This window comes from Mycobacterium hainanense (assembly GCF_041890355.1).
Taxonomy (GTDB): Bacteria; Actinomycetota; Actinomycetes; order Mycobacteriales; family Mycobacteriaceae; genus Mycobacterium; species Mycobacterium hainanense.
This window is the reverse complement of the sequence record NZ_CP169059.1, coordinates 2,432,848-2,453,553: the sequence shown is the minus strand read 5'-3', so window position 1 is coordinate 2,453,553 and position 20,706 is coordinate 2,432,848. Positions and strand designations below refer to the sequence as shown.

At 70.1% G+C, this 20,706-nt stretch carries 20 protein-coding genes and 1 pseudogene; 12 read left to right on the top strand and 9 right to left on the bottom strand.

Features of this window, described 5'->3' with window-relative positions; genetic code table 11:
• Nucleotides 1–141: 141 nt before the first annotated feature.
• Nucleotides 142–1,974: pseudogene (locus ACEL92_RS11445) on the top strand (DEDD exonuclease domain-containing protein); the annotation flags it as partial.
• Here the strand turns inward: ACEL92_RS11445 and trpD are convergent.
• Nucleotides 1,912–3,012 (bottom strand): anthranilate phosphoribosyltransferase, encoded by a 1,101-nt coding sequence (trpD, locus tag ACEL92_RS11440; protein WP_374025667.1) that lies wholly within the window; start codon nucleotides 3,010–3,012, stop codon nucleotides 1,912–1,914. The pseudogene ACEL92_RS11445 and the gene trpD sit on opposite strands and share 63 nt — an antisense overlap.
• 138 nt (nucleotides 3,013–3,150) lie before the next feature.
• On the opposite strand from trpD, the gene ACEL92_RS11435 reads away from it, so the two are divergent.
• From ACEL92_RS11435 to ACEL92_RS11420, 4 genes are read left to right on the top strand one after another with little or no spacing between them, the layout of a single operon-like run.
• The gene (locus ACEL92_RS11435; RefSeq protein WP_067274561.1) at nucleotides 3,151–3,762 is read left to right on the top strand and encodes a heme-copper oxidase subunit III; all 612 of its coding nucleotides are present in this window, start codon (nucleotides 3,151–3,153) and stop codon (nucleotides 3,760–3,762) included.
• A gap of 40 nt (nucleotides 3,763–3,802) precedes the next feature.
• Nucleotides 3,803–4,657, top strand: a complete 855-nt coding sequence (locus tag ACEL92_RS11430; RefSeq protein ID WP_374025666.1) for a c-type cytochrome — start codon at nucleotides 3,803–3,805, stop codon at nucleotides 4,655–4,657.
• Nucleotides 4,654–5,865 (top strand): ubiquinol-cytochrome c reductase iron-sulfur subunit, encoded by a 1,212-nt coding sequence (locus ACEL92_RS11425; protein ID WP_374025665.1) that lies wholly within the window; start codon nucleotides 4,654–4,656, stop codon nucleotides 5,863–5,865. Before ACEL92_RS11430 ends, ACEL92_RS11425 begins: the two co-directional genes overlap by 4 nt.
• Nucleotides 5,862–7,559 (top strand): cytochrome bc complex cytochrome b subunit, encoded by a 1,698-nt coding sequence (locus tag ACEL92_RS11420; RefSeq protein ID WP_374025664.1) that lies wholly within the window; start codon nucleotides 5,862–5,864, stop codon nucleotides 7,557–7,559. The genes ACEL92_RS11425 and ACEL92_RS11420 overlap by 4 nt, the downstream gene beginning before the upstream one ends.
• On the opposite strand, the gene ACEL92_RS11415 is transcribed toward ACEL92_RS11420, so the two are convergent.
• The gene (locus tag ACEL92_RS11415; protein ID WP_374025663.1) at nucleotides 7,556–8,014 is read right to left on the bottom strand and encodes a DUF5994 family protein; all 459 of its coding nucleotides are present in this window, start codon (nucleotides 8,012–8,014) and stop codon (nucleotides 7,556–7,558) included. The two genes, ACEL92_RS11420 and ACEL92_RS11415, sit on opposite strands and share 4 nt — an antisense overlap.
• Before the next feature lie 344 nt (nucleotides 8,015–8,358).
• On the opposite strand from ACEL92_RS11415, the gene ACEL92_RS11410 reads away from it, so the two are divergent.
• Nucleotides 8,359–8,592 (top strand): hypothetical protein, encoded by a 234-nt coding sequence (locus tag ACEL92_RS11410; RefSeq protein ID WP_374025662.1) that lies wholly within the window; start codon nucleotides 8,359–8,361, stop codon nucleotides 8,590–8,592.
• A 7-nt stretch (nucleotides 8,593–8,599) separates the two neighbouring features.
• Here ACEL92_RS11410 and ACEL92_RS11405 read toward each other — a convergent pair whose 3' ends face one another.
• The 4 genes from ACEL92_RS11405 to ACEL92_RS11390 all read right to left on the bottom strand — a co-directional run bounded on the left by ACEL92_RS11405 (nucleotide 8,600) and on the right by ACEL92_RS11390 (nucleotide 11,909).
• On the bottom strand, nucleotides 8,600–9,241 hold the full coding sequence (locus ACEL92_RS11405) for a DUF2561 family protein (RefSeq protein WP_374025661.1): 642 nt from the start codon (nucleotides 9,239–9,241) through the stop codon (nucleotides 8,600–8,602).
• Nucleotides 9,241–10,188: an MmpS family transport accessory protein gene (locus ACEL92_RS11400; protein WP_374025660.1), complete on the bottom strand. Its 948-nt coding sequence runs from the start codon at nucleotides 10,186–10,188 to the stop codon at nucleotides 9,241–9,243. Before ACEL92_RS11400 ends, ACEL92_RS11405 begins: the two co-directional genes overlap by 1 nt.
• Nucleotides 10,189–10,369: 181 nt before the next feature.
• Entirely contained in the window at nucleotides 10,370–10,789 is a 420-nt protein-coding gene (locus tag ACEL92_RS11395) for a cytochrome c oxidase subunit 4 (RefSeq protein WP_067281379.1), read from the bottom strand.
• Between the two features lie 13 nt (nucleotides 10,790–10,802).
• Nucleotides 10,803–11,909: a cytochrome c oxidase subunit II gene (locus ACEL92_RS11390; protein ID WP_374025659.1), complete on the bottom strand. Its 1,107-nt coding sequence runs from the start codon at nucleotides 11,907–11,909 to the stop codon at nucleotides 10,803–10,805.
• 147 nt (nucleotides 11,910–12,056) lie between these two features.
• Between ACEL92_RS11390 and asnB the strand changes: the two genes are divergently transcribed.
• Nucleotides 12,057–14,000, top strand: coding sequence for an asparagine synthase (glutamine-hydrolyzing) (gene asnB, locus ACEL92_RS11385; RefSeq protein WP_374025658.1), 1,944 nt, complete (start codon nucleotides 12,057–12,059; stop codon nucleotides 13,998–14,000).
• Nucleotides 14,001–14,075: 75 nt separating this feature from the next.
• Here the strand turns inward: asnB and ACEL92_RS11380 are convergent, their stop codons facing one another.
• The gene (locus ACEL92_RS11380; protein ID WP_374025657.1) at nucleotides 14,076–15,050 is read right to left on the bottom strand and encodes a carbohydrate kinase family protein; all 975 of its coding nucleotides are present in this window, start codon (nucleotides 15,048–15,050) and stop codon (nucleotides 14,076–14,078) included.
• 183 nt (nucleotides 15,051–15,233) lie between these two features.
• On the opposite strand from ACEL92_RS11380, the gene ACEL92_RS11375 reads away from it, so the two are divergent.
• The gene (locus ACEL92_RS11375; RefSeq protein WP_374025656.1) at nucleotides 15,234–15,878 is read left to right on the top strand and encodes a hypothetical protein; all 645 of its coding nucleotides are present in this window, start codon (nucleotides 15,234–15,236) and stop codon (nucleotides 15,876–15,878) included.
• A gap of 15 nt (nucleotides 15,879–15,893) precedes the next feature.
• Here the strand turns inward: ACEL92_RS11375 and ACEL92_RS11370 are convergent, their stop codons facing one another.
• Complete coding sequence (locus tag ACEL92_RS11370; protein WP_067281389.1) at nucleotides 15,894–16,250, bottom strand: iron-sulfur cluster assembly accessory protein; 357 nt, start codon at nucleotides 16,248–16,250, stop codon at nucleotides 15,894–15,896.
• A gap of 63 nt (nucleotides 16,251–16,313) precedes the next feature.
• A complete protein-coding gene (locus tag ACEL92_RS11365) occupies nucleotides 16,314–17,390 on the bottom strand; it encodes a glycerate kinase (RefSeq protein ID WP_374026176.1) in 1,077 nt (358 codons plus the stop codon).
• Nucleotides 17,391–17,581: 191 nt separating this feature from the next.
• Between ACEL92_RS11365 and ACEL92_RS11360 the strand changes: the two genes are divergently transcribed.
• Genes ACEL92_RS11360 through ACEL92_RS11345 form a run of 4 tightly spaced genes read left to right on the top strand, consistent with a single transcriptional unit; the run spans nucleotide 17,582 to nucleotide 20,624 of the window.
• Entirely contained in the window at nucleotides 17,582–18,265 is a 684-nt protein-coding gene (locus ACEL92_RS11360) for a DUF3043 domain-containing protein (protein WP_374025655.1), read from the top strand.
• A 15-nt stretch (nucleotides 18,266–18,280) separates the two neighbouring features.
• On the top strand, nucleotides 18,281–18,817 hold the full coding sequence (locus ACEL92_RS11355) for a bifunctional adenosylcobinamide kinase/adenosylcobinamide-phosphate guanylyltransferase (RefSeq protein ID WP_374025654.1): 537 nt from the start codon (nucleotides 18,281–18,283) through the stop codon (nucleotides 18,815–18,817).
• On the top strand, nucleotides 18,814–19,869 hold the full coding sequence (gene cobT / locus ACEL92_RS11350) for a nicotinate-nucleotide--dimethylbenzimidazole phosphoribosyltransferase (RefSeq protein WP_374025653.1): 1,056 nt from the start codon (nucleotides 18,814–18,816) through the stop codon (nucleotides 19,867–19,869). The genes ACEL92_RS11355 and cobT overlap by 4 nt, the downstream gene beginning before the upstream one ends.
• Nucleotides 19,866–20,624 carry an adenosylcobinamide-GDP ribazoletransferase gene (locus tag ACEL92_RS11345; protein ID WP_374025652.1) on the top strand — a complete coding sequence of 253 codons (759 nt, stop codon included), beginning with the start codon at nucleotides 19,866–19,868 and terminating at the stop codon, nucleotides 20,622–20,624. Before cobT ends, ACEL92_RS11345 begins: the two co-directional genes overlap by 4 nt.
• Nucleotides 20,625–20,706 lie beyond the last annotated feature (82 nt).

Genomic DNA, 20,706 nt, shown 5'->3' with positions numbered 1-20,706 from the left:
GGTGAACGTCGGGTCGGACTGACCGAACCGTAACCGCAGCCACCGACAACCAGCCGGGCCCGCGTTTCGGCGGCAACAGGCTCGCCTCACCCCGGCGTGGGAGCCCCGCGGGTGTCGGTGGTCGCGCTTAACCTCGCGGCCATGGGTGCCGGCGGTGCGACTCAGCTCAGCTTCGCCGACTTGGGGTCGCCCTTCGCCACTGCGGATGTCTCGCTGCGCGACACCACATTCGTGGTTGTGGACCTGGAAACCACCGGCGGCCGCACGAAGAGCACGAACGGAAACGCCCCCGACGCCATCACCGAGATCGGGGCGGTCAAGGTTCGCGGCGGCGTGGTGCTGGGCGAATTTGCCACGCTCGTCGACCCGGAACGCAGCATCCCGCCGCAGATCGTGCAGTTGACCGGCATCACAACCGCGATGGTGGCCGACGCGCCGACCATCGAGGCGGTGTTGCCCATGTTCCTCGAGTTCGCCGGGGACGCGGTGCTGGTCGCGCACAACGCCGGTTTCGACATCGGGTTCCTGCGCGCCGCGGCGGCGCGGTGCGAAATAGCCTGGCCCCGGCCGCAGGTGCTGTGCACGGTGCGGCTGGCCCGCCGGGTGCTCAGCCGCGAGGAAGCCCCCAGCGTGCGGCTGGCCGCCCTGGCGCGGTTGTTCGCCGTCGCCACGCAGCCCACCCACCGCGCCCTCGACGACGCCCGCGCCACCGTCGACGTGCTGCACGCCCTCATCGAACGGGTGGGCAACCAGGGCGTGCACACCTATGCCGACCTGCGCGCCTACCTGCCGGACGTGACTCCGGCCCAGCGGCGCAAGCGGGTCCTCGCCGAGGGGCTGCCCCGCCGGCCCGGCGTCTACCTGTTCCGCGGGCCGTCGGGCGAGGTGCTCTACGTCGGCACCGCCGTCGATCTGCGCCGCCGGGTCGGCCAGTACTTCACCGGCACGGACCCACGCGGCCGGATGAAGGAGATGGTCAACCTGGCCACCGCGGTCGACCACGTCGAGTGCGCCCACGCGCTGGAGGCCGGTGTCCGCGAGCTGCGGCTGCTGGCCGCGCACGCCCCGCCCTACAACCGCAGGTCGCGGTTCCCGCACAGGTGGTGGTGGGCGGCGCTCACCGACGAGGCGTTCCCGCGGCTCGCGGTCGTGCGCGCGCCCCGCCACGACCGCGCCGTCGGCCCGTTTCGCTCCCGCGCCGACGCCGCCGACACCGCCGCCCTGCTGGCCCGCTTCACCGGCCTACGGACCTGCACCGCCCGGCTGGGCCGCTCGGGCCTGCACGGTCCGTCCTGCGCCGAGGTCGAGGTGTCGCCGTGCCCGGCGGCGCGCGACATCACGGCCACCCAATACGCCGCGGCCGTGGCGCGCGCCGCGGCATTGATCGACGGACTGGACAACGCCGCCCTGGTCGCCGCCGTGGACCAGATCACGGCGCTGGCCGAACGCCGACATTTCGAGAGTGCCGCGCGCCTGCGCGACCGCACCGCCACCGCGGTCGAGATCCTGTGGCGCGGCCAGCGGTTGCGCGCCCTGGCCACGCTGCCCGAGCTGATCGCCGCCGCGCCCGACGGGGAGGGCGGCTACCACCTCGCCGTCGTCCGACACGGCCAGCTCGCCGCGGCGGGCTCCGCTCGGCGCGGGGTGCCCCCGTTGCCGGTGGTCGACGCGATTGTCGCTGGCGCACAGGCGATCCTGCCGAGCGCGGCCCCGCTGGGCGGTGCGTTGGTGGAGGAGTCCGCCCTCATCGCGCGCTGGCTGGCCGGCCCGGGGGTGCGCATCGTCCGCGTCGACGACTCCCCCGACGCGGCGGGCTGGGCGTCACCGTTGCGCTCCGCCGGCGCGTGGGCGGCGTGGGCCGCCTCCGCGCGCTCCGCCCGGTTGGCCTACGAGCAAGCGGCCCAACATGATTCAGAGCTGCTGGCCGAACCGCACCCATCGCGCGAGCAGCTGTTCGGCCGCACCGGAGTCGATCGCCGCGCTGGCGCGCCGCAACCCGTCCTCCCACGCCGGCAACCATTCAGCGCGGCTGGATAGCCCGGCGTGCGCGACGATCGCGCCGGCGGCGTTGAGCACGACGGCGTCCCGGACCGGGCCCTTTCCGCCGGCCAACACCGCACGCACCTCGGCCGCGTTGGCCTGCGCGTCACCACCGAGCAGATCGCCCGGATCCGCGCGGGCGAAACCGAAGCCCGCCGGGTCGAAGGTCAGCCTGTCCACCGTGCCGGCCTGCACGCGCCAAATCGTGCTGGTGGTGGTCGTGGTCAGCTCGTCGAGCCCGTCGTCCCCGTGCACCACCAGCACGCTGGACCGGCGCCCGGCGAACACCCCCGCCATCACCTCGGCCAGGTTGGCGAACGCGCAGCCGATCAAGCCGGCCCGCGGCTTGGCCGGATTGGTAAGCGGCCCAAGCAGATTGAACACCGTCGGTACCCCGATCTCGCGGCGCGCCGCGGACGCGTGCCGGTACGACGGGTGAAACAGCGGCGCGAAGCAGAACCCGATGCCCACCTCCGCGAGGCTCTGCGCGACCTGCTCGGGTTCGAGTTCGATGCGCACCCCGAGCGCCTCGAGGGTGTCGGCACCGCCGGACAGCGACGACGACGCGCGGTTGCCGTGTTTGACCACCGGCACGCCCGCGGCGGCGACCACGATCGCCGCCATGGTGGACAGGTTGACGGTGTTGACGCCGTCACCACCGGTTCCGACGATGTCCACGGCGTCGTCGCGCAGGCCGGCGGGCAGTGGGCGCGCGCGGCTGAGCATGACGTCGGCCAGCTCGCTGACCTCGGCCGAGGTGGGCACCTTCATCTTCATCGCCACCGCGAAGGCGGCGATGAGCGCCGGGCTCGCGTCGCCGGCCATGATCTGCGCCATGGCCCAGGCGGCCTGGCCGCGGGCCAGATCGTGCCCGTCGGTCAACCGGGCCAGGATCCGCGGCCACGACGGCGCCGTCCCTACCGCGTCCGCGGCGGAACCCCCGAGGGCCGAAGCCTCAGATGACAGAGCCACGCGCCGATGGTCCCACGAGGACCGAACCTGCCCCAACCGCCGCGGGGGCCCGCCCGCTCCGGGCGTGGTCGCGACGCGAAAACATCAAATGCCGCCCCGGGTGGAGTTCAACAACTACAAAGCGTCATACTTGCGGATGTGACCAGCGCTGTAGGGACCTCAGGTACTGCAATCACGTCGCGGGTTCATTCGTTGAATCGACCCAACATGGTCAGTGTCGGCACCATCGTTTGGCTCTCCAGCGAGCTGATGTTCTTTGCCGGCCTGTTCGCGATGTACTTCACCGCGCGTGCGCAGTCGGGCGGAAAGTGGCCGCCGCCGCCGACCGAACTCAACCTCTATCAGGCCGTCCCGGTCACGTTGGTGCTGATCGCATCGTCGTTCACTTGCCAGATGGGGGTGTTCGCGGCGGAACGCGGCGACGTCTTCGGGCTGCGCCGCTGGTACGTGATCACCTTCCTGATGGGCCTGTTCTTCGTTTGCGGGCAGGGCTACGAGTACTACCACCTGGCCACCCACGGCACCACGATTCCGGGCAGCGCCTATGGAAGCGTCTTCTACCTGGCGACCGGATTCCACGGGCTGCACGTCACCGGCGGTCTGATCGCGTTCATCTTCCTGCTGGCCCGCACCGCGATGAGCAAGTTCACCCCGGCGCAGGCCACCGCGAGCATCGTCGTGTCCTACTACTGGCATTTCGTCGACATCGTGTGGATCGCGCTGTTCACCGTGATCTATTTCATCCGATGAGCCGACGGCTCCGAATAACGGAATGAACAGGAGTGCTCGGTTGAAGAAGCTGGGGTCCATGCGAAACCGGAAGCCGCGACAAGCGGCGAGTGATCGGTCCCGGCGGCGCCTGCGCCGCCGCCTGTCGGGCGGGCTGCTGCTGCTCATCGCGCTGACCATCGCCGGCGGCCTGGCCGCCGTGCTGACGCCGCGCCCGCAGGTGGCCGTCGCCGACGAGTCGTCCTCGGCGCTGCTGCGGACGGGCAAGCAGCTGTTCGAGACGTCGTGCGTCTCGTGCCACGGCGCCAACCTGCAGGGCGTGCCCGACCGCGGGCCCAGCCTGATCGGGGTCGGCGAGGAGGCCGTCTACTTCCAGGTGTCCACCGGCCGGATGCCCGCGATGACGGGCGAGGCCCAGGCGCCGCGCAAGGAGCCGATCTTCGACGAGGCGCAGGTCGACGCCCTGGGCGCGTACGTCCAGGCCAACGGCGGCGGTCCCACCACGGTCCGCAACCCCGACGGCAGCCTGGCCATGAAGTCGCTGCGCGGAGACGACCTGGGCCGCGGCGGGGACCTGTTCCGGCTGAACTGCTCGTCCTGCCACAACTTCACCGGCCGCGGCGGGGCGCTCTCGTCGGGCAAGTACGCGCCGCCGTTGGAGGCGCCCAATGAACAGCAGATCCTGGCGGCCATGCGGACCGGCCCGCAGAACATGCCGAAGTTCTCCGACCGCCAGCTGTCCTTCGAAGACAAGAAGGACATCATCGGCTACATCAAGGCGGTCACCGAAGAGCGCCAGCCCGGCGGCTACGGACTGGGCGGCTTCGGACCCGCGCCCGAGGGCATGGCGGCGTGGATCATCGGGATGGTCGCCGCCATCGGTTTGGCACTGTGGATTGGGGCACGAGCATCATGACGCACGAGGACGTCCGCGGCTCTGACACCGGCGGTACTGCCCATGGTGTCGGTGAGAGGGAACCCGACGACGCAGCGCTGGCCGCGATGTCGCGCGAGGAGCTGGTGGCGCTGGGCGGCAAGCTCGACGGCGTCGAGACGATCGTCAAGGAACCCCGCTGGCCCGTCGAGGGCACCAAGGCCGAGAAGCGGGCCGAGCGTGGGGTCGCCCTGTGGCTGCTGCTCGGAGGCGGCTTCGGCCTGGCGTTGCTGTTGGTCTTCCTGTTCTGGCCATGGGAGTACAAGCCGAAGAACGCCGCCGGCAGCCTGCTCTACGACCTGGCCACCCCGCTGTACGGGCTGACCTTCGGGATGTCGATCCTGTCGATCGCGATCGGCACCATCCTCTACCAGAAAAGGTTTATCCCCGAAGAGATTTCGATCCAGCAGCGGCACGACGGCGCCTCCCGGGACATCGACCGCAAGACGGTCGTGGCCAACCTGACCGACGCGCTGGAGGGCTCGACGGTCCGCCGCCGCAAGGTGATTGGCGCTTCGCTGGGGCTGGGCCTGGGCGCGTTTGGTCTGTCGACGCTGGTGGCCTTCGCCGGCGGGCTGATCAAGAACCCGTGGAAACCGGTGGTGCCCACCGCCAACGGCAAGAAGGCGGTGCTGTGGACGTCTGGGTGGACTCCGCGGTATGCGGGCGAGACCATCTTCCTCGCGCGGGCCACCGGCTCCGCCGGCGCGTCGCCGTTCATCAAGATGCGGCCCGAAGACATTGACGCCGGCGGCATGGAGACCGTGTTCCCCTGGCGGGAATCCGACGGCGACGGCACCACGCCGGAGTCGCAGGAGAAGCTGCGCGCGATCAACCAGGGCGTCCGCAATCCCGTGATGCTCATCCGCGTCCGGCCGTCGGACATGCCCCGGGTGGTCAAGCGTCAAGGCCAGGAAAGCTTCAACTTCGGCGAGTTGTTCGCCTACACCAAGGTCTGCTCGCACCTGGGTTGCCCCGCGTCGCTGTACGAGGAGCAGTCCTACCGGATCCTGTGCCCCTGCCACCAGTCGCAGTTCGACGCGCTGCACTTCGCCAAGCCGATCTTCGGCCCGGCGGCACGCGCGCTCGCGCAACTGCCCATCACGATCGACTCCAACGGGTATCTGGTCGCCAACGGTGACTTCGTCGAGCCCGTCGGACCGGCATTCTGGGAGAGGACGACAACATGAGTCCCAAACTGAGTCCCCCGAAACCGCCGAAGATCGGCGATGTCCTGGCCCGCCAGGGTGAAGACATCGACACCCGCTATCACCCCTCGGCGGCGGTGCGCAGGCAGCTGAACAAGGTCTTCCCGACGCACTGGTCGTTCCTGCTGGGCGAGATCGCGATGTACAGCTTCATCGTGCTGCTGCTCACCGGCGTGTACCTGACGCTGTTCTTCGACCCGTCCATGGCCGAGGTCACCTACAACGGCGCCTACCAGCCGTTGCGCGGTGTGGACATGTCGAAGGCGTTCGCCTCGACGCTCGACATCTCGTTCGAGGTGCGCGGCGGCCTGTTCGTCCGGCAGGTACACCATTGGGCCGCTTTGATTTTCGCCGCATCCATCATGGTGCACCTGGCCCGCATCTTCTTCACCGGCGCGTTCCGCCGGCCCCGCGAGGCGAACTGGGTGATCGGCTCGCTGCTGCTGATCCTGGCCATGTTCGAGGGGTACTTCGGCTACTCGCTGCCCGACGACCTGTTGTCGGGTATCGGGCTGCGCGCCGCGCTCTCCTCGATCACGCTGGGCATGCCGGTGATCGGCACCTGGCTGCACTGGGCGCTGTTCGGCGGCGACTTCCCTTGCGGCGGTGTGGGTAACGAGTGCGCCACCGTGGGCACGATCATCCCGCGGATGTACGCGCTGCACATCCTGCTGCTTCCGGGGATCATCCTGGCGCTGATCGGGCTGCACCTCGCGATGGTGTGGTTCCAGAAGCACACCCAGTTCCCCGGCCCGGGCCGCACGGAGCAGAACGTCGTGGGAGTGCGCGTGATGCCGATCTTCGCGGTGAAATCCGGCGCGTTCTTCGCCGCGATCGTGGGTGTGCTCGGCCTGATGGGTGGGCTGTTGCAGATCAACCCGATCTGGAACCTGGGCCCCTACAAGCCATCTCACGTGTCGGCGGGCTCGCAGCCCGACTTCTACATGATGTGGACCGAGGGCCTGGCGCGTATCTGGCCCCCGTGGGAGTTCTACTTCTGGCACCACACCATTCCCGCCCCGGTCTGGGTGGCGCTGCTGATGGGCCTGATCTTCATCCTGCTGATCGTCTACCCCTTCTTGGAGAAGCGGTTCAGCGGCGACTACGCCCACCACAACCTGCTGCAACGGCCGCGTGACGCCCCGGTGCGCACGGCGATCGGCGCGATGGCGATCGCGTTCTACATGGTGCTGACCCTCAGCGCGATGAACGACATCATCGCCCTGAAGTTCCAGATCTCGCTGAACGCGACGACCTGGATCGGCCGCATCGGAATGGTCATCCTGCCGCCGGTGGTCTACTTCATCGCCTACCGGTGGTGCGTCGCGCTGCAGCGCAGCGACCGGGAGGTGCTGGCGCACGGCATCGAGACGGGCATCATCAAGCGGCTGCCGCACGGCGCGTACATCGAGCTGCACCAGCCGCTCGGCCCGGTCGACGACCACGGCCACCCGCTCCCGCTCGAGTACCAGGGCGCGGCGCTGCCCAAGCGGATGAACAAGCTGGGCTCGGCCGGTTCGCCCGGGCACGGCAGCTTCCTGTTCGCCGACCCGGCGTCGGAGGACGCGGCGCTGCGCGAGGCGGCACACGGCTCGGAGCAACGCGCCCTGACCGCCCTGCGCGAGCACCAGGAGAGCGTCGTCGGATCAAACGGGAAGAACGGCGAGCACCACTAGCCTCGTGCTGGTTCAGTGACGGCCGTGCCGCACTGCTGGTGAGCGGCCCGCAGGACGGAGCCGGCGGTCAGGAACGCCGGCTTCGTCTGGTCGCGCGTTTCGACGGGCAGGTTGGCCGCGCAGCGCAACACCATCAGGGCGAGCGCGCTGTAGGTGGCGTACGGGATGACCAATAGGTTGACCCGTGCGTCGGCCCCGATGACGGTCATCACGTGCTGCCGTTTCCGTTCCCATCCCGACCAGTTGAGGTCGGGTGGTCGCTGCAGCGGTGGCCAGTTGACGTTGATGGACTCGATGTCCCCGAGCAGCGGGGTCAGGACGGAGACCAGGTCGGGCAGCTCGTTGGTGATGCGGTCCGCGCGGGGCCACCACGCGCCGTCGATGGCCCGGCCGAGTTCCCGCGCCACCGACAGCCGGACGGGGTTGGCACGGCGCCGGCGTTCTGTTGCGGTCATCGACGGACACCGCGGTCGCGGCCGGGCACTGTTGCATCATCCACGGGCGGTTTCCTTCACGTCGGCGTCGTTCGCCCCGGCGAACGCGGGGCGGACGGAGGAATCGCATTGCCCGGGGGCGGCACTTGCACGGATGGCACGGACCACCGCTGACAACGAAACGGCTCGTCGTCGACGCTACGCCCCCGGTGACCTGTCGGGACGGCCAGGGTGACCCCTCGGACTCCGGAAGCGCCCTGGCGCCGCGGCAACCGGGTCGCCCCTGCGGTTGCACTAGAGTGGCAGGTGCCTGACCGTGGCGCTGTCCTGGTGAGCGGGGGGCCGAAACGGTGAGGACGGGCGTAATGGCAGTACAGGACTGGGCCGATGCGCCAGAGGTCCACCCCTCGAAGATCCGCGTCGGTGACATCATCGGCACGCTGCGCCCCACGAAACTGCGCTACACCGTCAAGATGATCAGCGGCCCGCAGACGACTCCCCGGCGCTGGACGTTCTTCGGCCGCGACGACAACGGTGCGCAGCACACGGGCACGTTCGGCGAGGACGAATTGGTTCGCAGGTACACCAAGGCGTCCTGATCGGCGCCTACGCCGCGTCGACGACCCGGCGCAGCTGGCGAACGTGCAGCCATTCGATCGCCGGCATCCCCGCGGTGACGACACCGGCGATTGCGTACGCGACCCAGGACGGGCCGTCGTGGCCCACGGCCATCAGGTAGGTCGCCGTCGCCACCGCGATCAGCGCCGCGCCCATCGCGGTCACCAACAGCACGGTGCCGCGCAACCAGACCCGATCGACCGTCTCCCCCGACCATTCGGAATCGGCCGCCGGAGCCGGCGCCTGGGGCCTCGGTTGCCGCGCCCGCTCGGCCGCCGTCCGCGGCGCCTGCGACATCAGCCGCACCGGGGGCCGGCTGGGCGCGGTCATCCCCCGGGCGGCCGGGTCGGTCTGGGCCATGCGGCGCGCCCTGATCAGCATCGGGATCGCCCCGGCGATGATCAGCGCCGAGACGACGATCACGGCATACAGCACCCACGAGGTGGAATGCGTGTTGCTGGCCGCCTTGTGAAAGCCGCGGCCCAAGTCCGTCAGCGCGACGGCCGCGGCCACGCTCACGCCGAGCAACACCAGCCAGACGGCCGCGCACGCACCGATCAGGATGCGGTCGATGACGTCCGGTGAAATGGTGTCGTCGCCAGGGCGATACGCCGAATAACTGCTGACCATCAGCAGCTCGTCTGCGGTGCGTCGTTGGTGTTCGACGACAGGACCGTCCCGTCGCTGGTGGTGATCGAACAGTTGAGCCGGCTGACCCGGAAGAGGCTGGACGCCTCGACGGAGCCCACGTCGGACTGCGAGATCGGCGTGACGGTCATCGACCACGGGATGTACACGTTGTGCTGCGTACGCCGCCGGCCGGACGCGTCGACGTAGGTCACCGAGATGATGTCCCCGGGCGCCTTGGTGCCGGTGACCGAGTAGGTCACCTGCCGGGGGCCGGCCGGGGTGGTCGGCGGCGGGGGCGCGGCGGCGGTCGAGGTGGCCGGCGGCGGCGCGGGCGCGGGTGCCGGCGGTGGCGGCGGCGGTGCGGGCGTCACCGTCACGGTCTGGGTCTCCGTTGCTGTCGGGGGCGGCGGTTCGGTCGTCGGCGGTGGTGGCGGCGGAGGCGGCGGTGGCGGCTTGGTGGTCGTGATCTCGTCTTGCAGCGGCGGCGTCGACGGCACGGTGGTGGTGGTGTTCGGGTTGGCCAGCTTGGTGGTGTCGGTGCGGGCGAACAGCAGCGACACCGACACCACGAGCGCGATGGCGGCCACGATCGCGGCGACCCCCACCACCCACGGCCAGCGCGGGGCGGCGTGTTCGTCCTCGTCCTCGGCCGGCTCGTCGAAGGTGTCGTAGTCGTAGAGCGCGAGGTCGGCCGGCAGGTACGGGCCGCTGACGAAGTGCTCGGACTCCGGGGCCGAATAGGCCCGCGAATAGGCGTCGGTCTGGCCCGTTTGGTCGGCCTCCGGCTCGGCGCCGTCGTCGAACGGTTCGAGCTCGTCATCGACCCCGGCATCGGGGGCGGCGTCGGCGGGCTCGGCGGGCTCGGCGCCGGAATCCGGTTGGTGGGGAGCCTCGCTCACGGAATCGGGTTCCTCAGGTTCCCATTCCGGGGGTTTCGGCCCACTCATCTCTGCCTGCCCTGTCCGACTGCCTCACCAGCGCGCGGGGCCCCGCGGCCATACCGTTGCGCGCGCGCTTGAGAAATTGTCAATTGCCTGGGCAAAACACTACCGAACGCAGAGGGGCAAAGAAGTCTTGGCGAACCCGCCGCAGATCACGTGATCTGATTGTGACCTTTACGGAAACGAATCAATGCTTCTCGGGGCCGACGTAGTACTCGAAGACCAATCCCGCGACCGACGCGAGGACGAACATCACGCCCGCGGCGATCAGCCACGGCAGCCACAACGCGATACCGACCGCGGAGACCGAGGCCGACAACGCGATCAGGATCGGCCACCAGCTGTGCGGGCTGAAAAAGCCCAATTCACCTGCCCCGTCGCTGATCTCGGCGCCTTCGTAGTCCTCGGGCCGGGTGTCGATGCGGCGGGCGACGAACCGGAAGAAGGTGGCCACGATCAACGCCAGTCCACCGGTCAGCGCCAGCGCGGTAGTGCCGGCCCACTCCTCACCACCGGTGGCGAAAAGCGCTGTCAGCACCCCATAAAGCACCGCCACCAAAATGAAAAACCCGGCGATGAATTCGAAAAGCCTGGCTTCAATATGCATTTGGTGTCCTAACCTACTGGCTTCCGGCCAACTGACCGCGCTTGGTGTCGAACGGGTGGGTGGTCACCGCGAGCGGCGCCTGACCGATCGCCTGCAACGCCTGCGCGTTGGTCTTTCCGTCGATCCGCTGCTGAAGATAAGCCTTGAAGTCGTTGGGCGGCACCACCCGAACCTCGAAGTTCATCATCGAGTGATACGTGCCACAGAACTCGGCGCAGTGCCCGACGAAAGCCCCGGCCTTGCTGATGTCGTCGACCTGGAAGACGTTCACCGAGTTGTTCGCCTCGGCGTTGGGGATCACGTCGCGCTTGAACAGGAACTCGGGCACCCAGAACGTGTGGATGACGTCGGCCGAGGCCAGCCGGAACTGAATGCGCTTGCCGGTGGGCAACACCAGCACCGGGATCTCGTCGCTGGTGCCCAGGATCTCGACCTTGTCGAAGTTCAGGTAGGTGCGGTCGGAGGTGTTGAGCCCGCGGACCGGTCCGACGAGCTCCTCGCCGTGGGCGTCCTTACCCTCCGGCTTGGAAACCATCGCGTTCTTGCGCGCCTGATCGACACCGTCGTAGTTCAGCGTGCCGTCCTTGAAGTCGACGCGCTGGTAGCCGAACTTCCAGTTCCACTGGAAGGCGGTGACGTCGACCACCACCTCCGGGTCCTTGTCGACATGCAGCATCTTCTCCTGCACGACCACCGTGAAGTAGAACAGCACCGAGATGATCAGGAACGGCGTGACCGTGAGCACCAGCTCCAGCGGCATGTTGTAACCGAACTGGCGCGGGAGCTCGGTGTCAGTGGCCTTCTTGCGGTGGAAGGCCGACGCCCAGAAGATCAAGCCCCAGACGATGACCCCGACGACCAGCGAGGCGATCGTCGCCCCGATCCACAGCTCGCGGTTGATGTGGGCCTGCGGGGTGATGCCCTTGGGCCAGCCCAGGGCCAGCGCGTCCGACCAGCTGCATCCGCTCAGGGTGACCGCCAACACGCCGAACGTCGCGGCCAGCGCCAGCGGCCGCAGACGGGACCGACCCCGCCGAAAGCCCCCGGAACGGCGGCCAGAAAGGCTGTCAAACCTGCCCTGCGACAAACGTTGCGAACGGACCTGCTCGCGAGGTGTCACGTTGGCGCCTCCTGCTCGGATATCGAATACTACGCAGCGTAGACCACGCCGCTGAACCGAGCGACGAAACCCCGGCCCGCCGGGCCGGCACGACGTGCCGGGTGCGACCGGTACGGGCTTACCCGAAGTGCGGCATACTGGGGCGCCGTGTGTGGACTGCTGGCGTTCGTCGCTGCCCCGGACAGTGCCAGTGGCGACGCTGCCGCCCGGGCCGACGAGGCCATCGCGCGCTCGTTGCGCCTGATGCGGCACCGCGGGCCCGACGAGCCCGGCGGCCTGGCCGCCGAGGGCAGCGTCGTGTTCGGGTTCAACCGACTGTCGTTCATCGACATCGCCCACTCGCACCAACCGCTGCGGTGGGGGCCGGCGGAGGCTCCCGACCGCTACGTGCTGGTGTTCAACGGCGAGATCTACAACTACCTGGAGCTGCGCGACGAGCTGGCCACCGCGCACGGCGCCGTTTTCGCCACCGACGGTGACGGCGAGGCCATCGTCGCCGGCTACCACTACTGGGGCGCCGGCGTGCTCACCCGGCTGCGCGGCATGTTCGCCTTCGCCCTGTGGGACACCGCCACCCTCGAATTGTTCTGCGCCCGAGACCCCTTCGGCATCAAGCCGCTGTTCATGGCGACCGGCGCCGGAGGCACCGCGGTGGCCAGCGAGAAGAAATGCCTGCTGGACCTCGCCGAGCTGATCGGATTCGACACCGGGATCGATGAGCGGGCTGTGCAGCACTACACCGTCCTGCAGTACGTGCCCGAGCCCGAGACGCTGCACCGCGGCGTGCGCCGGCTCGAATCGGGCTGCTACGCGCGGATCACTCCCGGGCGGCCGCCCGAGACCACCCGCTACTTCGCGCCGCGGTTCGCCGCCACACCGATCACCCGCGGCACCGAACAGGCCCGCTACGACGAGATCACCGCGGTGCTCGAGGACTCGGTGGCCAAGCACATGCGCGCCGACGTCACCGTCGGGGCGTTTCTGTCCGGCGGCATCGACTCCACCGCCATCGCGGCGCTGGCCATCCGGCACAACCCGAAGCTGATCACCTTCACCACCGGCTTCGAGCGGGAGGGCTTCTCCGAGATCGACGTCGCGGTGGCCTCCGCCGAGGCGATCGGCGCCCGCCACATCGCCAAGGTGGTCCACCCGGACGAGTTCGTCGCGGCCCTGCCGGAAATCGTCTGGTATCTCGACGAACCGGTGGCCGATCCCGCGCTGGTGCCGCTGTTCTTCGTCGCCCGCGAGGCCCGCAAGCACGTCAAGGTGGTGCTGTCCGGGGAGGGGGCCGACGAGCTGTTCGGCGGCTACACGATCTACCGGGAACCGTTGTCGCTCAAGCCGTTCGACTACCTACCGCGGCCGCTGCGACGGTCGATGGGCAAGGTGTCCAGGCCGCTGCCGGAGGGGATGCGGGGCAAGAGCTTGCTGCACCGCGGCTCGCTGACGCTCGAGGAGCGTTATTACGGCAACGCCCGCAGCTTCTCCGACGCCCAGTTGCGCGACGTGCTGCCTGGCTTCCGCGAGGGATGGACCCACACCGACGTGACGGCGTCGGTGTACGCGCATTCGAAGGGCTGGGACCCGGTGGCCCGCATGCAGCACATCGACCTGTTCACCTGGTTGCGCGGCGACATCCTGGTCAAGGCGGACAAGATGACGATGGCCAACTCGCTGGAGCTGCGGGTGCCGTTCCTGGATCCGGAGGTGTTCGCCGTGGCGTCGCGGCTGCCGGTCGAGGCCAAGATCACCCGCACCACCACCAAGTACGCGCTGCGACGGGCGCTGGAGCCCATCGTTCCCGCGCACGTGCTGCACCGGCCCAAGCTCGGGTTCCCGGTGCCGATCCGGCATTGGTTGCGCGCCGGCGAACTGCTGGATTGGGCCAACGGGTTGGTGGCGTCCTCGCAGGCCGGCCACCTCGTCGACCTGGCGGCCGTCCGGCGGATGCTCGACGAGCACCGCAACGGCGTCAGCGATCACAGCCGCCGGCTGTGGACGGTGCTGATCTTCATGCTGTGGCACGCGATCTTCGTCGAGCACAGCGTGGTCCCGCAGATCAGCGAGCCGGTGTATCCCGTCCAGCTCTGACGGTTCTGTCCGCCAGCAGACGCCAAACGCGCGCGACCGGGGCGCGCCATGGGATTTCGCGTCTGGTGGACGAGCTCAGGTGAGCACTGCGGCGATCTCGTTGGCCGCGTCGTCGCCGTAGGCGCTGGCCAACCGGCTCACCGCGGTCTCGCGGTTCCAGTCCCAGTTCTGCGTTCCGGTGGATTCCAGCACCAGCACGGCGACCAGCGAGCCCAGCTGCGCGGAGCGCTCCAGGCTGAGGCCGGCGCTGCGTCCGGTAAGGAAGCCCGCGCGGAACGCGTCGCCGACGCCGGTGGGGTCGGTCTGGCTGGTCTCGGGCACGACGTCGACGTGGGTCGTCGTGCCGTCGGGCTCGACAATGTCCACGCCCTTGGGGCCCAGCGTCGTCACCCGCAGCCCGACCTTGCCCTGCACATCGGCGTCCGACCACCCCGTCTTGTTGAGCAGGAGCTCCCACTCGTAGTCGTTGGTGAACAGGTAGGCGGCGCCGTCGATGAGCTTGTCGATCTCGTCGCCGGACAGGCGGGGCAGCTGCTGAGACGGGTCGGCGGCGAAGGCCAGGCCCAGCTTGCGGCACTCCTCGGTGTGCACCACCATCGCGTCCGGGTCGTTGGCCCCGATGATCACCAGGTCCGGCTCACCGATGGACGACACCACGTCGGCGAGCTTGATGTTGCGGGCCTCCGACATTGCGCCGGGGTAGAACGACGCGATCTGGGCCATGTCCTCGTCGGTGGTGCAGGTGAAACGCGCCGTGTGCGCCGTCTCCGAGATGAGCACGTGGTCGCAGTTCACGTTGTGCGACTGCAGCCATTGCCGGTAGTCGTCGAAGTCGTCGCCGGCGGCGCCGACCAGCGCCACGTCACCGCCGAGCACGCCGATGGCGTAGGCGATGTTGCCCGCGACGCCGCCGCGGTGGATCACCAAGTCGTCGACCAGAAAACTGAGCGAGACCTTCTGCAGATGTTCAGCCAGCAGGTGTTCGGAAAACTTGCCGGGGAACCGCATCAAATTGTCGGTCGCAATCGAACCTGTCACCGCGATCGTCACGAATGTCTCCGCCCTTCGTTAGCAAGGTTACCTAGCTTACGCACGCGCCCGGACCGTCGCTGTGTCCACGGTCGGCGCGAAGCGGTGCGCTAGCCTCCCTAGGGAACTCGCTCAAGTCGCCGGGACGCGATGCGCGGTCGGCGTATACCGCACCAGTCCCGTCTACCACCGTAGGAGACCACGATGGCAGGTCCGCATTCGCCGAACGACACTGTCGGCGGCGGCGGAGGAGAACCAGCGGAGTCTCAGCCCCTCGAGTTCCCCGACGATCCCCGCCCCGGCGGCGCGGCTCCCGTCAATTATGCCGGTCAGGCACCGCCGCCGCTGCCGTACCCGCAGCGGCGGTCCAAGCGGCGGCTGGTCATCGGCATCCTGTTGGCGGTAGCGCTGGCGGCCGCCCTGACCGTGGCGATCGTCTACGGCGTGCGCACCAACGGGGCCAATACCGGCGCCACGTTCTCCGAGGGCGCCGCCAAGACGGCGATCCAGGGTTATCTGGACGCGCTGGACCACCGCGACATCGAGGAGATCGAACGCAACGCGCTGTGCGGCATGTACGACGGCGTCCGCGACAAACGGTCCGATCAGGCGCTGGCCAAGTTGAGCAGCGACGCGTTCCGCAAGCAGTTCTCCGAGGTCGAGGTGACCTCGATCGACAAGATCGTCTACCTGTCGCAGTACCAGGCCCAGGCGTTGTTCACCATGAAGGCGTCGCCCGCGGCCGGGGGTCCGATGCGCGGCGAACTGCAGGGCATCGCCCAGCTGCTGTTCCAGCGCGGCCAGATCATGGTGTGCTCGTACGTGCTGCGCACCGGTGGCTCGTACTGAGCGGACGTCACCCGGTCAGTTGAACGAGTCGCCGCAGGCGCACGAGCCGGTGGCGTTCGGGTTGTCGATGGTGAAGCCCTGCTTCTCGATGGTGTCGACGAAGTCGATGGACGCGCCCTCCACGTACGGCGCGCTCATCCGGTCCACCGTCAACGTCACCCCGCCGAAGTCCGCGGTCAGGTCGCCGTCCAGCGTCCGATCGTCGAAGAAGAGGTTGTAGCGCAGGCCCGCGCACCCGCCCGGCTGGACCGCGATCCGCAACGCCAGGTCGTCCCGCCCCTCCTGGTCGAGCAGGGACTTTGCCTTGGTGGCGGCGGCCTCGGTCAGGATCACGCCGTGCGTCTTGGCGTTCGACTCGTTTTGCACCGTCATTGCTTCTCCTACATGCCTCTCGTTGGCTGGGTCTTCAGGCTGGGCCCGAGAAAGTCCACTCCCTCAACGGTACCTTGCAGGACCGCTATTCCCGAGTCGTGCCGCCACCACGGACGCCAGCCCCATGAGCTGATTGGCCGCGTCGGCCTGCGCGAGCCGCACCGAGCCGGCGTGCTCGGCGATGGACAGGGCGGCCATGATGCCCGCCGACCTGACCGTGGCGTTGTCCAGGCCCACCTGGCCGGCCAGCACGATCACCGGCACCCCCCGCGGCCGCGCCGCATCGGCGAGATAGCCCACCACCTTGCCGTGCAGCGACTGCTCGTCGAACCGGCCTTCCCCGGTGACGATCAGTTCCGCCATGTCCAGGTCGTCGGCCAGGCGGGTGTGATGGGCGATGATCGCCGCGCCCGACTCGCACCGGCCGCCCAGTGCCAGCAGTCCGGCACCGATGCCGCCGGCCGCCGCCGCGCCCGGTTCCGAACTCACGTCGCGGCCGGCGACCGCCTCCAAGATCAGCGCCCACGCCTGCAGGCGGACCTCCAGGGCGGCGACGGTGACCGTGTCCGCGCCCTTTTGCGGGCCGAAGACCCTGGCCGCCCCCCACGGCCCGAGCAGGGGGTATTCGGTGTCGGAGGCGGCGATGAGTTCCACGTTGGCCAGCTGGCGGCGGGCGGAGTCCAGGCCGCCGAGTTCGGCGATCATGCCCTGCCCGCCGTCGGTGCACGCGCTGCCGCCCAGCCCGACCACGATCCGCGTCGCACCGGCCCGCAGCGCCTCCGCGATGAGCTGCCCCACTCCCCTGCTGTGGGCCGCCATCGCGGTCTCCGGGGTGGGCGGACCACCCAGCAGGGCCAGGCCGCACGCCTGCGCGCATTCCAGGTAGGCGGTCGTCGTTGCGGGATCGAACACCCACGCGGCCTCGACCATGGTGGACAGCGGCCCGGACACCCGCAGCCGCCGGGCCTTGCCCAGCCGGCTGGCGAGCACCTCGACGAAGCCGGGACCGCCGTCGGACTGCGGGGCGACGATGAACCGATCGCCCGGCCGGCATCGCGTCCACCCGGTCGCGATGGCCGCGGCGGCCTCTACGGCGGTCATGCTGTCGCCATAGCAATCGGGGGCGACCAGGACGAGCATGGCCGGCAGCTGCAGACGGCCGGGAGCGAGGCCCAAAGCAGCATCATCCGAGGCCATGGTGCCATCGTCCATCACAGGCAGCCGTTCATCACTGGTAAGAGTAGGGCCAAGTGACGTGCTGACGCAGGTCTAATAGCGAGGCATTCCAAGCCAATTCCGAAGTGGCCCATCCGCGAAGTAACCTGGCCTCTGTGAAGTTGATGGGCCGCAAGAAGGGCCAGGACGAGGACCTTGACGAGGGTGCGGCGGCGGTCGATGCCGCCGGCGCCGCGGAGACGACGTCTCGCGGCGCCCGCGGGACGAGCCCCAAGGGCCGCCCGACGCCGAAACGCAACGAGGCGCGGCGGACGGCGCGCAAGGGCCCGGTCACGCCCGCACCGATGACCGCGTCGGAGGCGCGCGCCCGCCGCAAGTCGCTGGCCGGTCCCAAGCTCAGCCGCGAGGAGCGCAAGGCCGATCGGGCCGCCAACCGCGCCAAGATGACCGATCGCCGGGAGCGCATGATGGCCGGCGACGAGGCGTACCTGTTGCCGCGCGACAAGGGCCCGGTCCGGCGCTACGCGCGCGACGTGGTGGACGCCCGGCGCAACCTGCTGGGCCTGTTCATGCCGGCGACGTTGTTCTTGATGTTCGCCCTGTTCACTACCCCACAGCTGCAGCTCTACGTCTCCCCGGCGATGCTGCTGCTGATGGCGGTGATGCTGGTCGACGGGCTGCTGTTGGGCCGCAGGGTGAGCAAGCTGGTGGACGCGAAGTTCCCCGACAACACCGAAAGCCGCTGGAAGCTGGGCCTGTACGCCGCCAGCCGGGCGTCGCAGATGCGCCGGCTGCGGACGCCGCGGCCGCAAGTCAAGCGCGGCGCCGATGTCAAGTAGGCCCGCCTGAGCGCGGTGCGCACGCTGGTGCTCGGCGGGATCCGATCGGGCAAATCCCGGTGGGCCGAGGACGCCATCGCCGGGACGCTGCCGGCCGGCCAGCCGGTTTGTTATCTGGCCCCCGGCCCCGCCGGGGACGGCGACGCGGGCTGGGCGGACCGGGTCGCCGAGCACCGCGGCCGCCGGCCCGGTCATTGGTCGACCGTCGAAACCGGCGACATCGCAAGCCAATTGCGTGCGGCGCCGGACACCCCGACGCTCGTCGACGACCTGGGCTCCTGGCTGGCCGGCACGCTTGACCGCCACCACGGGTGGGACGGCGGGTCGGTCGCCGCCCCCGTCGCAGCCATGCTCGCCGCCGTCGGCGACTTCAACTCCACGCTGGTGCTGGTCAGCCCCGAGGTCGGGCTCAGTGTGGTGCCGGCCACCGCATCCGGGCGCCGGTTCGCCGACGAGTTGGGCAGCCTCAACCAGCGCGTCGCCGAGCTTTGTGACCGGGTGGTGCTGGTGGTGGCCGGCCAGGCGGTGCCGATCAAGCCGTCGGGGACGTGATGGAGTTCGCCCCGGTATCGCCGCCCGACGCGGGCGTCGCCGCGGCCGCCCGCGCCCGCCAGGACACCCTGACCAAGCCGCGGGGCGCGCTGGGCCGCCTCGAAGACCTGTCGGTGTGGGTGGCGTCGTGTCAAGGACAGTGTCCGCCAAGGCAATTCGAGCGCGCCCGGGTGGTGGTGTTCGCCGGTGACCACGGCGTCGCACGGTCCGGGGTGTCGGCCTACCCGCCCGAGGTGACCGCGCAGATGGTCGCCAACTTCGAGGCCGGTGGGGCGGCCATCAACGTGATGGCCGACCTCGCCGGCGCGACCGTGCGGGTTGCGGACCTGGCGGTGGCCGGTGACGCGCCGACGGACCGGATCGGCGCCCACAAGGTGCGGCGGGGCAGCGGCGACATCACGGTCGAGGACGCGCTGTCCGACGCCGAGACCGCCGCCGCGATCGCCGCCGGCCGGGCCATCGCCGACGAGGAGGTCGACGCCGGGGCCGACTTGCTGATCGCCGGGGACATGGGCATCGGGAACACCACCCCGGCGGCAGTGCTGGTGGCCGCGCTGACGAACGCCGAGCCGGTCGCGGTGGTGGGCTTCGGCACCGGGATCGACGACGCCGGCTGGGCGCGCAAGACGGCCGCGGTGCGCGACGCCCTGTTCCGGGCCTCACGCGTGCTGCCCGACCCGGTCGCGTTGCTGCGCTGCGGCGGCGGTGCCGACCTGGCCGCGATGGCGGGTTTCTGCGCGCAGGCCGCGGTGCGGCGCACCCCCCTGCTGCTCGACGGGATGGCGGTGACGGCCGCCGCGTTGGTCGCCGAGCGGCTGGCGCCCGACGCTCGGCGGTGGTGGCAGGCCGGTCACCGGTCCACCGAGCCGGGTCACAAGCTGGCGCTCACCGAGCTCGGCCTGGAACCGATCTTGGACCTGCGGATGCGGCTCGGCGAGGGCAGCGGGGCCGCGCTGGCGCTGCCGGTGTTGCGCGCCGCGGTGGCCACCCTCTCGTCGATGGCCACGTTCACACAGGCCGGCGTGTCCGAACGGGCCGCTCCCCCGCTGTGATGCGTTCGCTGGCAACGGCTTTCGCGTTCGGCACGGTGCTTCCCGTGCCACGTTCACACGACGCCCCGGTGGGCCGCGGCGCCATGACGGCCCTGCCCGCGGTGGGCGCCGCCCTGGGGGCGCTCGCCGCCGCCGTGACGTGGGGCGGGGCTCAGGCGTTCGGGCCGTCTTCCGCGCTGTCCGGCCTGCTCGCGGTCGCGGCGCTGCTGCTGGCGACCCGCGGCCTGCACATCGACGGGGTCGCCGACACCGCCGACGGGCTGGGCTGTTACGGGCCGCCCGAGCGCGCCCTGGCGGTGATGCGCGACGGGTCGACCGGCCCGTTCGGCGCGGCGGCCGTCGTCTTGACGATCGCGCTGCAGGGGCTGGCCTTCGCGGCGCTCGGGGCGGCGGCCAGGCCGGGGCTCACCGGCATCGCGGTCGCGGTCGTCGCCGGCCGGGTGGCCGCGGTGCTGGCCAGCCGCCGGTCGGTGCCGGCGGCCGCGGGCAGCGCGCTGGGCGCGCGGGTCGCGGGCAGCCAGCCGGCGATCGTCGCGGCGGCCTGGGTCGCGGCGCTGCTGGTCGCCGCGCTGGCGGCCGGGCCGCGGCCCTGGCAGGGGCCGGCGGCCGTGCTGGCCGGCCTGGGCTGCGGCGCGGTGCTGGTGCGGCACTGCGTGCGCCGATTCGGCGGCATCACCGGCGACGTGCTGGGCGCCGCGATCGAGCTGACCACCACGGTGAGCGCCGTGGCGCTCGCCGGGCTGGTCCGGTTCTAGCCGCGACCTAGCCCAGGCCAACCCGCGAGCGTGAACGTATCTTCACGCTCGCGGCCGAAGGTGAAACCAACTTCACGCTGGG

What these genes read in the sequence shown, in the direction of transcription:
- ACEL92_RS11425 (WP_374025665.1), top strand. Translation starts at nt 4,654, where the DNA reads ATGACGCACGAGGACGTCCGCGGCTCTGACACCGGCGGTACTGCCCAT.
- ACEL92_RS11420 (WP_374025664.1), top strand. Translation starts at nt 5,862, where the DNA reads ATGAGTCCCAAACTGAGTCCCCCGAAACCGCCGAAGATCGGCGATGTC.
- ACEL92_RS11415 (WP_374025663.1), bottom strand. Translation starts at nt 8,014, where the DNA reads ATGACCGCAACAGAACGCCGGCGCCGTGCCAACCCCGTCCGGCTGTCG.
- ACEL92_RS11410 (WP_374025662.1), top strand. Translation starts at nt 8,359, where the DNA reads ATGGCAGTACAGGACTGGGCCGATGCGCCAGAGGTCCACCCCTCGAAG.
- ACEL92_RS11405 (WP_374025661.1), bottom strand. Translation starts at nt 9,241, where the DNA reads ATGGTCAGCAGTTATTCGGCGTATCGCCCTGGCGACGACACCATTTCA.
- ACEL92_RS11400 (WP_374025660.1), bottom strand. Translation starts at nt 10,188, where the DNA reads ATGAGTGGGCCGAAACCCCCGGAATGGGAACCTGAGGAACCCGATTCC.
- ACEL92_RS11395 (WP_067281379.1), bottom strand. Translation starts at nt 10,789, where the DNA reads ATGCATATTGAAGCCAGGCTTTTCGAATTCATCGCCGGGTTTTTCATT.
- ACEL92_RS11375 (WP_374025656.1), top strand. Translation starts at nt 15,234, where the DNA reads ATGGCAGGTCCGCATTCGCCGAACGACACTGTCGGCGGCGGCGGAGGA.
- ACEL92_RS11370 (WP_067281389.1), bottom strand. Translation starts at nt 16,250, where the DNA reads ATGACGGTGCAAAACGAGTCGAACGCCAAGACGCACGGCGTGATCCTG.
- ACEL92_RS11365 (WP_374026176.1), bottom strand. Translation starts at nt 17,390, where the DNA reads ATGCTCGTCCTGGTCGCCCCCGATTGCTATGGCGACAGCATGACCGCC.